A 12727-nucleotide genomic window follows, 5' to 3' on the forward strand; every position below is an offset into this window, starting at 1 on the left:
CATCGGTTTCTCATCTATCTAAATGAGAAATCGAGAACATAGTAACTCATGATACGCGCGATTATAGTTTTCCAATGAATTTGTTGCTTTTCCTATTCCTCTCCCAAGATTGGGAGAGGTTAGGTGAGGGTTGATATGGTTGGACTTAAAGCCCCCTCACCCTAACCTTCTCCCAGAGGGCGAGGGAATGGAGTTGCGTAACATGAGATAGTATTTTCGAATCATCGATCGCAGACAGCAGGTTCCTTTGGGGTAAAACGTCCTGCCGAGATTGACGCCGAAAATGATAGGGGCCGAGGAATCGGCTGCCAAATCGTTTGTTTTCAACCAGGCTCAATCGTTCGCGGTTGGGCCTTTTTTATTCAGCCCCATCGCGATGGTTTAATGATTATGAAAACGGTTTATTTCGTACGTCATGGCGAGACGCTCTTTAACCGGGAAAAGCGGTTGCAGGGATGGCGGGATTCTTCTCTCTCCGAGCAAGGAAAGGAACAGGCGAGGATTGTCGCCGAAGCCGTTTCCGCTTTGTCCATTAACCGCGCCATCGTCAGTCCATTGGGACGCGCCCAAGAGACGGCGGAGATCATTCGCGCCAAGACGGGTTTGGCCACGGAAAACGATCCCCATCTGCGCGAAGTCTCCTTCGGCGATTTCGAAGGCCATACCTTGCCGGAACTGGACGTGAAATTTCCCGGAATGTGGGAAGCCCGCATGGCGGACAAGTGGAATTACCGGCCACCCGGCGGCGAAGCCAATAAAGACGCTATCGCCCGCGCCGCCGTCGTCATTCGGCGCATCGAAGAACAGAAGGACGGCGAAGCGTTGCTTGTGATCGCTCATTTCGCCATCAACCGGATTATCTTTTCGCTTTTGGCGGATATCGAGCCGGATGAGATTGTGCGCATCAACGTTCCCCATTGCGCGATCTACCGCGCGCAGAAAGAGAATGGGGAATGGCGGCTCAGCTATCTGGACGCGGAACGGGCGGATCAAGGATTTCAACCGGGATGGCTGATTCAATACGTTCCTGAAAATTTACCGACTGGTGGATAAATTAATTTGCAAAAGGAGGTGATGCCGAATGGTAATGAAACGATCCGATAAAATTTCGCTGTCGGAAGAATATTTCTCGATTCTCGAAAATTCGTCCGGGTTGGTGGTATTCGAATACCGAGGCTTGACGGTGAAAGATATCACGGAACTCCGATTGAAAGTGCGCGAAGCGGGCGGCAAGATGCGCGTGATTCGAAACCGCATGTTGAAACGGGCCATCGAAGACAAACCTTACAAGGGGATGCAGCGGATTCTCGCCGGTCCTAACGCCGTGATTTTCGCCGGAAAGGATCCCGTTGCTCCAGCCAAAGCCCTAGTGGAATTCGCCAAGACGCACGAAAAAGTGGAGATCAAAGGCGGAATGGTCAGCAATGTCTTCGTCGACGCCAAGGGTGTCGAACTGTTGTCTAAGACGCCGCCGCTTGAGCAGTTGTACGCCAAGATTCTTGGCGGAATCAAAGCCCCGGCTAACAGCGTTCTGGGCGGCGTAAAAGGTTTGCATCAAAAACTGCATGGCCTTATCAAGGCTTACGCCGATAAGCTGGGCGAAGCGGCGTAAGAAGAACGGGCGCTTCGATGCGCTCAATCTACGAACGAAATATGGAGGCGGATATCCGCCCATCCAAATAAGAAAAACAAATCCTATAAGGAGTAAATCATGGCAAGCGAAAAGATCGAACAAATTTTGGAAGCGATTGGAAATCTCACCTTGTTGGAAGCCAAAGAACTGGCCGACGCCTTCGAAGAGAAATTCGGCGTTACCGCCGCCATGCCTATGGCGGGCTTTCCCATGATGGCGGGCGGTGAGGGCGCTGGAGCGGCCGCCGTTGAAGAAAAGACGGAATTCGACGTAATTCTCGCCAACGCCGGTTCGCAGAAAATCAAAGTGATTAAGGTCGTGCGCGAACTGACCAGTTTGGGCTTGAAGGAAGCGAAAGACCTGGTTGACGGCGCTCCTAAACCGGTGAAGGAAGGCGTATCCAAGGAAGAAGCCGAATCCGTCAAAGCCAAATTGGAGGAAGTCGGCGCGGTCATCGAAATCAAGTAACTCGTATGCCTATTCCCTCTCTCTTTGGGAGAGGGTTAGGGTGAGGGAGTAGTAGGTTATTTCCATTCTACCCTCTCCTAACCTTTAGAATTCGTTATAAGAAAAAGGCGGGGCGTTGCATTGAACGCTCCGCATTTTTTGTTCTTTCCTTTCGAGAGTAGAATATCTCGTTCCCTTTTTTTTTACTGACCGTTGACCGCTGACCACTGATTCCATGGGTGGTTACACCCTCATGATTTTTTCATATAACTTTTCGGCGGTTTGGGTGGAGATACCCTAAATGCTTGCCGATATGAAGAGAATGAACGTATAATAAAGAAAGAACTTTTGTCTAGGAGTATAGCGGTTATGAATATTACGCTGCCTGACGATTTGAAGAAAAAAATTGAAGATGCCGTGAAGGATACGGACACAGATATAGAAGATTTCGTTCGTGAGGCCATCGAAGCCCAATTAAAAGAAGAAGCGTATCTACGTGAAAAAATCCAAGAAGGGTTGGATAGTGGAAAACCCGAACCATGGGATGCGCAAGACATCATTCGACGGGGACATGAACGCCTTGAAACACGCAAAGGGGCTATCACTCCCTGATGCCGAAAATCACTCTCCTGCCTGCCGCCAGACATGACCTGGATGAGATATGGGACTACATCGCCGAGGCTAACCTTCCCGCAGCCGATAGACTTATTGAAACCATCGATCAGAAACTAAGCCTGCTTGCGGAAAGGCCGAAATTAGGCGCGGTACGGTTTCGCCTTATTCCCGGTCTGCGTATCTTTCCGGTAGGAAATTACAATATTTTTTACCGGTCTGCCGATACCGGGATTGAAGTGATTCGAGTATTGCAAGCATCGCGCGATACTGAAGGGAAATTTTAGAAAACATTAAAGCGAGTAGGTTCAGAATATAATGACAGTGGGAGATTATGAGGTAACAGGGTCACTTCCAGAATTCATGTAAAATTGGTATTAGAGATTGGTTTTATAGGGAAGGACCAATGTCAAAACCGTATTTTTCTGTTCAATTGCCCCCGATGGTCCTTGATGGAGTTTTCATTTCTTCCGAGAAGAAAAAAAAGACTAAAGGGGTTGCTGCCTGACGCCGTGATCCACAACATTGACAATTACTCCTGACCACTGACCACTGTTATTATCTTACGCCAGGCTTTTTCTCCATTTCTCCATATCTTCCCATTCTTCTTTCAATGCAGCGCAAACCACGTCGCAAATGCGGAAGACCATATCGCTGCCGATGCGATAAAGAATCTTGGTCCCTTCGCGGCGGCATGTTACCAGTCCCGCTTTTTGCAAGGCGTTCAAATTCGCTGACGCCGTACCATGCTTCAATCCTGCTTTTTCGGCGATTTCGCCAACGCTTAATTCTCCCTCCTTCAACATTTGCAGGATTTTAAGCCGCGTTGGTTCCGACATCGCTTTCAATCGCGATCCGATCAGCGTCAGCAATTCGTCGTTCATGGGCGCAGCTTTCCCTTTTACGGTTTGATGGGGCGCGCGTTGGTTCTTTTCCGAGTTCTTCATTTATTTGCCTTGCATTTTTTCTTTTTTCCATTATACTATGATATAATAGTATAGTCAATCAAAAAACGCCGCTTCGCTCTTTTCCATATTTTTGATTTCATTGACCGAATAGCGGCGAGTCAAGGAGGCATCCTGATGACCGTCGAAAGAATCGTCCGCATCGTCGCTGGTTTCTTTATTCTGCTCAGCCTGGCGTTGAGCGTATGGCATTCGCATTGGTGGCTGCTCTTCACCGCCTTTGTCGGATTGAATTTATTTCAATCCGGTTTTACCCAATTCTGCCCGTTGGAAATTATTCTCGTTAAAATGAATGTTCCTACTTGCGCATCCAAGGAGAAAAACCATGCCTCGTGATCTATTTCAAATTCTTATCTTCGTCGTTCTTTGGTTTTTGCTCATGCGGTTCATTCTTCCTGCGCTGGGCGTTCCCACTTGCATGGGCGGCGCTTGCCAGATCAAGCGGGAAGAAAAAATGAAAGCCGAGAAGGAGCGGGTGAATGAATCCATCCAAGAATAAGCGCATCGTCATCATCGGCGGCGTAGCGGCGGGAACCAAAACTGCCGCTAAAGCCCGCCGGCAAGATCCGCAGGCGGAGATTGTTTTGTTTACGGATGAAGAATACATCTCCTACGCGGGTTGCGGCGAGCCGTATTACGTCAGCGGAGATATCCCGAAACGAGAAATGCTGCTGGCGCGGACGCCGGAACAGTTCGAGGAACTGATGGGGATTCGAATTTTTACTCTTCATCGCGTTTCACGCATCGATCCAGAGAAAAAAAACATTGAAGTGAAAGACCTTCGCAATGGCGCCGCTCGTCTGGAATCGTTCGACGCTCTAGTCATCGCCACAGGCGCGTCGCCCATCGTCCCGCCGATTCCAGGCGTCCAATTGCGCGGCGTATTCACGTTGCGGACAGTTCCAGATGCGGAGGATATCCGGGAGCGGATCGATTCCGGCGCCGTCAAGCGGGCCGTCGTAGTCGGGGGCGGGTTTATCGGCCTGGAAATGGCGGAAAGTTTTGTACGGCGGGGCGTTCATGTTACCGTGATCGAACGCTTGCCGCAACTGGCTCCGCCTTACGACGCGGAGGTCGCCTCCATGCTTTTGATTGAGGCGCGCAGTAAAGGCATACGCGTATTGTTGAATACGACTCTGGAAGAGATTTTGGACGATGAAAAAAAGAACGTGCGCGCCGTAAAAGCGGGGGGTGAGGAAATTCCCGCGGATTTGGTTTTGTTATCCGTAGGCGCTCGGCCCAATACGCGCCTGGCTCAGGACGCGGGGATCGAACTCGGCCCTACGGGAGCGATCCGGGTCAACAACCGTTTGCAAACCAATTATCCATTTATCTACGCCGCGGGCGACTGCACCGAGACGACGCATATCGTAACCGGAAAACCAGTCTGGATTCCTCTCGGTTCTACGGCGAACCGGCAGGGGCGCGTTCTCGCCATCAACATCACGGGCGGAGACGCCGTCTTTCCCGGCGTGTTAGGAACGGGGATCTTCCGCCTATTCGATCTGAACGCCGCCAAGACGGGCCTTTCGGAACGGGAAGCGAAGAACGAAGGATTCGATTTTGAAACGGTTATTGTTCCCGTTTCCGACCGGCCGCATTATATGCCCGGCGGCAAAAACGTCACTGTAAAATTGATCGCCGAACGCGGCGGTGGGCGCGTACTGGGAGCGCAGTCGTGGGGGCAGGGCGATGTCTCGAAGGTTATCGATACCCTGGCCGCTGCCATTTCTTTCAAGGCTACTGTAGACGATTTAACCCAATTGGACCTGGCCTATGCGCCGCCCTTTGCGCCCCCCTTAGGCAACGCCGCCGTTGCGGCCAATGTGATGCAAAATAAACTGCAAGGAGCGACGGAAGGAATTTCCCCGCTGGAAGTGAAAGAGAAATTGGACCGGAATGAGGATTTTATCTTTCTGGATGTTCGCAATCCAAAAGAATTGAAGATGCTTTGCACGGAAAAAACGGTTAACATTCCGCTGCCTCGACTGGCCGCCTGCTATGGGGAATTGTCGCGGGATAAGGAGATCGTAACGTCCTGCGGCGTCGGATTGCGCGCCGCCAGCGCTTATCGGTTGTTGAAGAATAAAGGTTATAAAAACGTCAGGTATATGGATGGCGGAATTATGTCTTGGCCCCATCCCGTTCCAGGACCGGCGAAGCGTTGAGAATGAGAATAGTCAGAGGCAGAAACAATTTTATCTTTGCCACCCCCTTAAGCGAATAGCTATATTGCCATGAATACCCGCCGGCGCGGGATGATCCCAGCGCCGGTTTCATTCGTCCCTTATTCTTATATTTCACTTCATCGCTTCATAGCGATAGTTCCAACGCCGGTTGGGGGCGCTGTCTCCATTGACGCCCAGTTCCGCAACGCCGCTGAAACTTTGGATATTGTCCGCCCAATGAAAATCCAGCGCTGGCGTTCCTGTCGTCTGTCCGATCAGTGAGCGAGGAATCGATAGTTCCAAACCATTGCCGTTCACCCTGTAGGCGGCGGAGCCTATGGTTTCCCACGCATTATTGCGCCAGGCTTTTATGGCGGTTTCCGAATCGCTGGGAACTTCGAGATTCGCAACGAAATCGTAGCCCAACCAGCCGGTTTTCCCGTTGAGGTCGGCGTCTATCAGCAACAACATCCAATAGCGATCCGTTCGCGGCGTGATTTTTTTCAACGTCTGGGCGAAGAAATATAATCTTTTCTCGTCATGAGCCGCCTTGGCGATGACGAAGTCGTTGCGGCCAGTATCGTTGCGATATTCTATGCCGCCGTATCCTTTATGGTTGCGATGGGAAACGTCTCCGATCGCGTCCCGATATTCGGGCGTTACGTTTTTCCAATCGTCGAACGAGCCGTCGATGGAGATTTCGCTTGGTCCTTGCGCTTTAGGCTGTTCGCGGACGCCTTTGAAGCGCCGCACCCAGCTGGCTAATTGATAGTAGTAGTTATCGCTATGCCCGCCGAGCATTGGCTCGCAATCGCGGCTGTATTCCTGCGTGTATTCGTCTACGAACAATCCGCCAGGATAGTAGCAATCCGTATCTTTATATTTGCTCCATTCCATGAAGCGTCCGGCAGTCCATTCGTTCCAACCCGTCACGAAGACGAACTTGGGATTTACTTCCAAGGCGCGCTTCCATTGTTCTTCGAAGTTCAATCCCAGATCGACGGCGCCGTTGCGTTCGTCTTTTTTTCCGTTATGCCAGCTGCGTCCCATCGCGCCGGCTTTATGGCTCATGGGAGCGGGGCCGGGCGTATTGGGCAGGGCGTTTTGCGCCACGCCCACGCTCATCTGCTCTGTTTCGCCCTTGCTGTTCTTGAATATATGCTGCGGGAAGACTTCCAACCAACTCCATTGATCCGGCCCGGTAGGGCCGATCCAGTAATCGGGCATGGGGCGGCGGAAGGTGAAGAAGTTCAGCATCTCTTCGTCTTTAATGAATTCCTTGTTCGCCAAGATGAACGGTTTGCCGTCCCAGACGAACCAGAGGTCTTTCCAATTTCCGGGCTTGTATAAATCCTTCCACAGTTGATCCGTAATCGGACGCGGATCGCCGAAGGGCGCGATGAATCCAATGGCGGGAGTGCGGGCGCCTTCCCGGCGCATGGCGCTATATTCGCGGCATAGCGCTTCGTATTCTTCTTTCCAGGTGAATGGGGGATTGGTCGTATCGAAGAGAATAACGTCGATTCCCGCATCGACGAGCATACTGGCGTGTTTGCGGATCACGAACGGATCGGTCATTATGTAATAGCCTAATTCCGGCTCGCCCCAGTGAAAGGGCGCGCCGTTGGATGGCCATTGCGGTTGGCCGTCCTTGGCGGCGGCGATGATTTTGGTATTGTCGTTCGGTCCGTTGCGCTGTGGCGTATGCCACGTCCAATAAAAGATGCCAACCCATTTGTCTTGTTTTACGGGGCCGCATTCATTGAATCCGGGCGTTATGCGCCCCAATCCATCCGTCGCCGTCCATGTATCGGCGAAGACGTCTACGCCCTTATACGGCTTTCCTTCAAACGCGGCTTCCGTTTCCGATTGGGAATAGGCTCCACCCGCCATCGTTGCTGCCAGTAGCGCTATAAGCAAGCGCAACAATGTTATTCCAATTTGGTTATCTTTGTTCATGTTTATTCCCCTTCGCCGTTTGATATTTGCATATATCGATTATCCCGTCCGTATTATGGCAAATAATACTCGAATCTATTTTCATAGATCAAAGGAAAATAGCAAATTTTTTCGATGGAAACAAGCTATTAAATGGGGGAAGGATTTAATGAAACAGCATCACGAAATTTTCGAAAATATCATGATGAAAATGTCCGTACATTTCGTCTTTCATAATTTTCAACGCTTCGAAAGTAGATAAGCCTCTTTTGTAGGATCGCTCCGCCGTCAGCGCGTCGAATACGTCGGCGATGCAGCAAATGCGGCTGTAATCGTGAATGCGGTCGCCCTTGAGCTGCCGGGGATAACCGGTTCCGTCCTCGCGCTCGTGATGCTGGATTGCAATCAAGGCGCATTCTCGGCTCAATTGATTGGCTTTTTTCAGAATGGAATAGCCTAGCGAGGGATGAGCGCGCATGATGGCCATTTCCTTCTCGTCCAACCGTCCCTGTTTGTTGAGAATCCCGGAATCGATCTTGGCTTTTCCCAAATCGTGAAGGAAAAAACCCGCTCCCAGTTCGTGCATGTCGTGATCGGAATGGGTTCCGTAGAGCCGTTTGGCGAGAGCGATGGATTGAACGCCGACGTTGACCGAATGGGTGTACGTATAGAAATCGTGCGTCATGATTTTGAGTAGATTTAACGTCGTATCGTCTTCGGAAAGAATCATGTCGACGACTTCGCCGATCGCTTCTTTGGCTTGGATAATTTGCCCGGCGCTGGGATTGTCGAACAAGGATTTCATCAACGTCATCGATTCCTGGTAGACCGCTTTGGCTTTAATTTCCGGTTCCAGCGATTGATCGTGAATGACTTGTTTCAATTGTTGGGAAATATTCTTATCCGATTTCCATTTTGATGGAGGGATTATTTCGCTAGTAGGATGGGTAAGGCATTCCACATCTTGCACTATGGCGGAGCAGGAGGGATCGATTTTGATTTCTTCAAGTCCGGAATGCAGAATCTGCTGCAATTCGTCTTCCGTTTCGATCAAGAAGTGCGTTTTTTGAAAAGGATGAAGTAGTCTCCCGAACCAGCTTTTCGGGAGAATGACGTACATGCCGATTTTGACTTCCGAGGTTTTTATCGTCTCGATCATGATTTCATGTTTTCTTCCCGGAAATTCGATTCGCTGGAATATAACAGTATTTTCCATTATGTGAAGACGAATTATTGTAAATCTTATTAAAGCATATCATGCGGGAAAGAAAAAAAGAAAATCGATCCCCGAAAAATAATGAGTGAAGAGATGGCATTGTCTTTTTGCGATTGACGGCCTTCGCGCATTGAGATACGCTCGATTCGTTCTAACGCTGTTTCATCGAGTTGAGATTCCTTTTAAATCGTTGTGAGATGCTCATTATGAAAAAAGGTTTTACATTGATCGAGTTATTGATCGTTGTGGCCATTATCGGGATATTAGCGGCTATCGCCGTTCCCAATTTTCTCAACGCGCAGGTAAGAGCCAAGATCGCCAACGCCCAGGCGGGATTGAAAGCCTATATGTCGGCCATCGCCGTCTATCGCATCGACTGGCCGGGGCTGCCCAATCATCTCAACGGCCATTTTCCCTGGCAGAACCGCTATTTGACGACGCCCATCGCGTATATGAGCGTTTCGCCCAAGGACCCTTTTCAGACATACAAAGGGACGGATCGGATTTCTGGACCGGTTAAACTATATACCTTCGGCGAATATCACGCAGACGCCGTTTTCGGCGACAAAAACCAAGGTTCGCTGTATGGGAGGTTGTTCAACAATCCTCCTTTGCGGAGCAAGGCGGACAGCCTTGGCCAAAAAGACGCCCAATTGGCCTGGAGTTACGGGCCGGATATGTTCCACCCAGCCGTTACGCCGGGAAGCGTAGACCAAGCCCGGCTGCAATATCCCCATTACGAACCTTCGAACGGCGTCGTCAGCGATGGGGATATACTCGCCGTCGGACCTTGATCTTTCTTAGAAAGATATTTCAAGATATAATAATAACTCTTCCTTTCCCCAGGAAAGGAGACGGATGACGGCGGAACGAGCCGGATGTTTTTTATTGCATGTTTATCTCGATTTTTCCAAGAAATCGGGAAGCTGGGGCGTATTGTTGGTTAGTTTGGATGTGGTTTGAGCGAGAAATCTCGCGATGGAATTCTTTGCGAATGGTTTTCCCACCGTCTGAAACGTAGATGGACTCTTGAACGACGACCATCGTTCGTAGGCGCTGGAGCGGAGCGAGATGGCGAAAAAATACGCTATCTTCCGTTTGAACTTATGCCAATCGATAAGGATTCCCAAAACGCTCTAGACTATCTCCAGCCGGATATCCGTCGCTGCGTTTTATAATAAAAGAACGTCGCCAATTTTTGAATTACCCATACAAGGAGTATCGATTACGATGTTTGAGATTCTGGACAAAAGAGAACTGGCTCCCAACACCTTTTGGTTCGAGGCTAAAGCGCCTCTGGTAAGCCGCGCGCGCAAAGCGGGGCAATTCATGATCGTCTGTCCGCACGATAAGGCGGAACGGATTCCCATCTCGCTCGCCGGTTCCAATTACGAGAACGACAGCTTGTTATTCGTCATCCAGGCGATCGGAAAAACGACGCATGAAATTTGCTCGATGAATGTGGGCGATTCTTTCTTCAGCATCATCGGACCGCTGGGAGAACCCAGTCCTATCGAACAATACGGGACGGTGGTTTGCATGGGCGGAGGATACGGCGTGGCGGCGCTGCTGCCTATCTGCAGAGCGTTGCGCGAGGCGGGCAACCGAGTCATCGGCGTCATCGGCGCGCGGGAGAAGGGCCTGATTCTTTTAGAAGATCTGATGCGTGACACTTGCGACGAAGTGCGCCTCTCCACTAACGACGGCTCTTATGGGACGAAAGGATTCGTTACCGACGTTCTTAAGGAAATCCTGGATGAAGGGATCAAGGTGGATCATACCTTCGCCATCGGACCGGTTCCCATGATGGCCGCCGTCAGCAAGATGACGGCGCCGTTGGGCATCGGCTGTACGGTATCGCTCAATGCGCTGATGGTGGATGGGACGGGAATGTGCGGCGGTTGCCGCGTCCATATAGGCGGCGAATCCAAGTTCGCCTGTTGCGACGGGCCGGATTTCGACGGGCATAAAGTGGATTTCGACGAATTGATGAACCGCCAGAAATGGTATGCGGATAAAGAAAAACTAGCGTTCGCCGTCTATAAAGGGGAAGAGCATTCTCCGGCGTGCATATATCGAGAAGAGTTGGATGAGATCGATAAATTCTGGAATCCGAACGTTCCCGATTCGATCGACTTGAGCGGCAAGGCGTTGAAACCTAAAGAACGAATGCAGATTCCGCGCCAGAAGATGCCGGAACAGGAGCCTAACGTACGCAATAAGAATTTCAAGGAAGTGGCGCTAGGATTAACCATCGATTTGGCGAAAGTCGAAGCCAATCGCTGCATCGAATGCAAGAAGCCGAAATGCGTGGATGGTTGTCCCGTCGGCGTGGATATCCCGCGCTTTATGCGGCTAGTGCGAGAAGGAAAATTTCTGGAAGCGGCCAGGGTCATTAAAGAGACGAACGTCTTGCCCGCCGTCTGCGGACGCGTTTGCCCCCAAGAGACGCAATGCGAAATCAAGTGCATTTTGGCCAATAAAAACGAGTCCGTAGCCATCGGACGCTTGGAACGCTTCGTGGCCGATTACGAACGTCAATTCGGAGGCGAATTCGAATGGACTCCGCCGCCGCCTACGGGAAAGAAAGTGGCCATCGTCGGTTCGGGGCCGTCTTCGCTAACGGTGGCGGGCGATTTGATCGCCAAAGGGCATGAGGTGCATGTCTTCGAAGCGTTGCACCGGTTGGGCGGCGTATTGATCTACGGCATTCCCGAATTCCGTTTGCCCAACGATATCGTGGAACAAGAGATCGACGGCTTGCGCAAGAAGGGCGTGCATTTTTATACCAATGTTCTGATCGGAAAAGCCAAAACGGTGGACGACTTATTGCAGAAGGAAGGCTTCGACGCCGTGTTCCTGGGAACGGGCGCGGGACTGCCAAAAATGATGAAAGTGCCGGGCGAGAACCTGAAGGGCGTCTATACGGCCAACGAATTTCTGACTCGCATCAACCTCATGCACGCTGATCGTTTTCCCGAATACAGCACTCCCGTTACCGTCGGCGATCACGTGGCCGTCATCGGCGCGGGCAATACGGCGATGGACGCGGCGCGCGTCAGCGTACGCATGGGCGCGAAGGAAGTTAGCATCGTCTACCGGAGGACGTTGGCCGAGTCGCCCGCCCGCATCGAAGAGATCCACCACGCGGAGGAAGAGGGCGTGAAATTCAAGTTCCTAACGGCGCCCGTTTCGCTGCACGGCAACGGCGATGGCTGGGTCAAGGAAATGGAGTGCATTCAAATGGAACTGGGCGAGCCGGACGAGTCGGGACGGCGGCGGCCTGTGCCCATCAAAGGATCGGAGTTCCGCCTTCCCACGGAAACCATCATCACGGCGCTGGGATTCGGCGTCAATCCGCTGGTGCCCCGCACGACGAAAGGGCTGGAATTAAACAAATGGGGAATCATCGTCGCGGAACCGGAAACGGGCAAGACGAGCAAGAAAGCCGTCTTCGCCGGAGGCGACGCCATCACCGGCGGTTCGACGGTCATCCTGGCGATGGGGCAGGGAAGAGTCGCCGCCAAAGCCATGCACGAGTATTTAACGACGGGCGTTTGGTGAGAGTTAGATATTCCTTTTTAGTAACAGGTCAGCCATGTGAAGTAAGATTGTGGCGGCAAGAGAGCCGCTAGCAAGAATTTTCAAGAATAAATTATACCGACCGTTACTTCGAACCCGGTTCAGAAGTTATCCATATATGGATCAAAACCGGAAAGACGCCATCCGCCAAATCGTCGTGGAACTG

13 protein-coding genes and 1 other annotated feature are annotated in these 12727 nt (G+C 51.2%); of the genes, 10 read left to right on the plus strand and 3 right to left on the minus strand.

The annotated features are described in order from the left end of the window. Positions 1-210: 210 nt before the first annotated feature. Positions 211-369: a sequence feature (ribosomal protein L10 leader region), on the plus strand. 15 nt (positions 370-384) lie between these two features. The 5 genes from AB1656_01875 (at position 385) to AB1656_01895 (ending at position 2979) form a co-directional block, all read left to right on the plus strand. Next, positions 385-1053 (plus strand): histidine phosphatase family protein, encoded by a 669-nt coding sequence (locus tag AB1656_01875; protein MEW6234111.1) that lies wholly within the window; start codon positions 385-387, stop codon positions 1051-1053. Between the two features lie 28 nt (positions 1054-1081). Continuing rightward, positions 1082-1612, plus strand: a complete 531-nt coding sequence (gene rplJ / locus AB1656_01880; GenBank protein MEW6234112.1) for a 50S ribosomal protein L10 — start codon at positions 1082-1084, stop codon at positions 1610-1612. Between the two features lie 99 nt (positions 1613-1711). After that, entirely contained in the window at positions 1712-2101 is a 390-nt protein-coding gene (gene rplL, locus AB1656_01885) for a 50S ribosomal protein L7/L12 (protein ID MEW6234113.1), read from the plus strand. 348 nt (positions 2102-2449) lie between these two features. Continuing rightward, the gene (locus AB1656_01890; GenBank protein MEW6234114.1) at positions 2450-2692 is read left to right on the plus strand and encodes a ribbon-helix-helix protein, CopG family; all 243 of its coding nucleotides are present in this window, start codon (positions 2450-2452) and stop codon (positions 2690-2692) included. Then, positions 2692-2979 carry a type II toxin-antitoxin system RelE/ParE family toxin gene (locus AB1656_01895; GenBank protein MEW6234115.1) on the plus strand — a complete coding sequence of 96 codons (288 nt, stop codon included), beginning with the start codon at positions 2692-2694 and terminating at the stop codon, positions 2977-2979. The genes AB1656_01890 and AB1656_01895 overlap by 1 nt, the downstream gene beginning before the upstream one ends. Before the next feature lie 276 nt (positions 2980-3255). Here AB1656_01895 and AB1656_01900 read toward each other — a convergent pair whose 3' ends face one another. Beyond that, positions 3256-3639: a metalloregulator ArsR/SmtB family transcription factor gene (locus AB1656_01900; GenBank protein ID MEW6234116.1), complete on the minus strand. Its 384-nt coding sequence runs from the start codon at positions 3637-3639 to the stop codon at positions 3256-3258. A gap of 135 nt (positions 3640-3774) precedes the next feature. Here AB1656_01900 and AB1656_01905 point away from each other — a divergent pair, with 135 nt between their 5' ends. Genes AB1656_01905 through AB1656_01915 form a run of 3 tightly spaced genes read left to right on the plus strand, consistent with a single transcriptional unit; the run spans position 3775 to position 5825 of the window. Then, positions 3775-3993, plus strand: coding sequence for a DUF2892 domain-containing protein (locus tag AB1656_01905; protein MEW6234117.1), 219 nt, complete (start codon positions 3775-3777; stop codon positions 3991-3993). Beyond that, positions 3983-4156, plus strand: coding sequence for a hypothetical protein (locus AB1656_01910; GenBank protein MEW6234118.1), 174 nt, complete (start codon positions 3983-3985; stop codon positions 4154-4156). The genes AB1656_01905 and AB1656_01910 overlap by 11 nt, the downstream gene beginning before the upstream one ends. After that, positions 4137-5825, plus strand: a complete 1689-nt coding sequence (locus AB1656_01915; GenBank protein ID MEW6234119.1) for an FAD-dependent oxidoreductase — start codon at positions 4137-4139, stop codon at positions 5823-5825. Before AB1656_01910 ends, AB1656_01915 begins: the two co-directional genes overlap by 20 nt. A 132-nt stretch (positions 5826-5957) precedes the next feature. Here AB1656_01915 and AB1656_01920 read toward each other — a convergent pair whose 3' ends face one another. Next, the gene (locus AB1656_01920) at positions 5958-7784 is read right to left on the minus strand and encodes a hypothetical protein (GenBank protein MEW6234120.1); all 1827 of its coding nucleotides are present in this window, start codon (positions 7782-7784) and stop codon (positions 5958-5960) included. 145 nt (positions 7785-7929) lie between these two features. After that, positions 7930-8922, minus strand: coding sequence for an HD-GYP domain-containing protein (locus AB1656_01925; protein ID MEW6234121.1), 993 nt, complete (start codon positions 8920-8922; stop codon positions 7930-7932). 263 nt (positions 8923-9185) lie between these two features. On the opposite strand from AB1656_01925, the gene AB1656_01930 reads away from it, so the two are divergent. Together AB1656_01930 and gltA are read left to right on the plus strand one after the other, a co-directional pair. Next, entirely contained in the window at positions 9186-9773 is a 588-nt protein-coding gene (locus AB1656_01930; protein MEW6234122.1) for a prepilin-type N-terminal cleavage/methylation domain-containing protein, read from the plus strand. Between the two features lie 436 nt (positions 9774-10209). Continuing rightward, the gene (gltA, locus tag AB1656_01935) at positions 10210-12543 is read left to right on the plus strand and encodes an NADPH-dependent glutamate synthase (GenBank protein ID MEW6234123.1); all 2334 of its coding nucleotides are present in this window, start codon (positions 10210-10212) and stop codon (positions 12541-12543) included. Positions 12544-12727: the final 184 nt, after the last annotated feature.

Source organism: Candidatus Omnitrophota bacterium (assembly GCA_040755155.1).
GTDB lineage: Bacteria > Hinthialibacterota > Hinthialibacteria > Hinthialibacterales > Hinthialibacteraceae > JBFMBP01.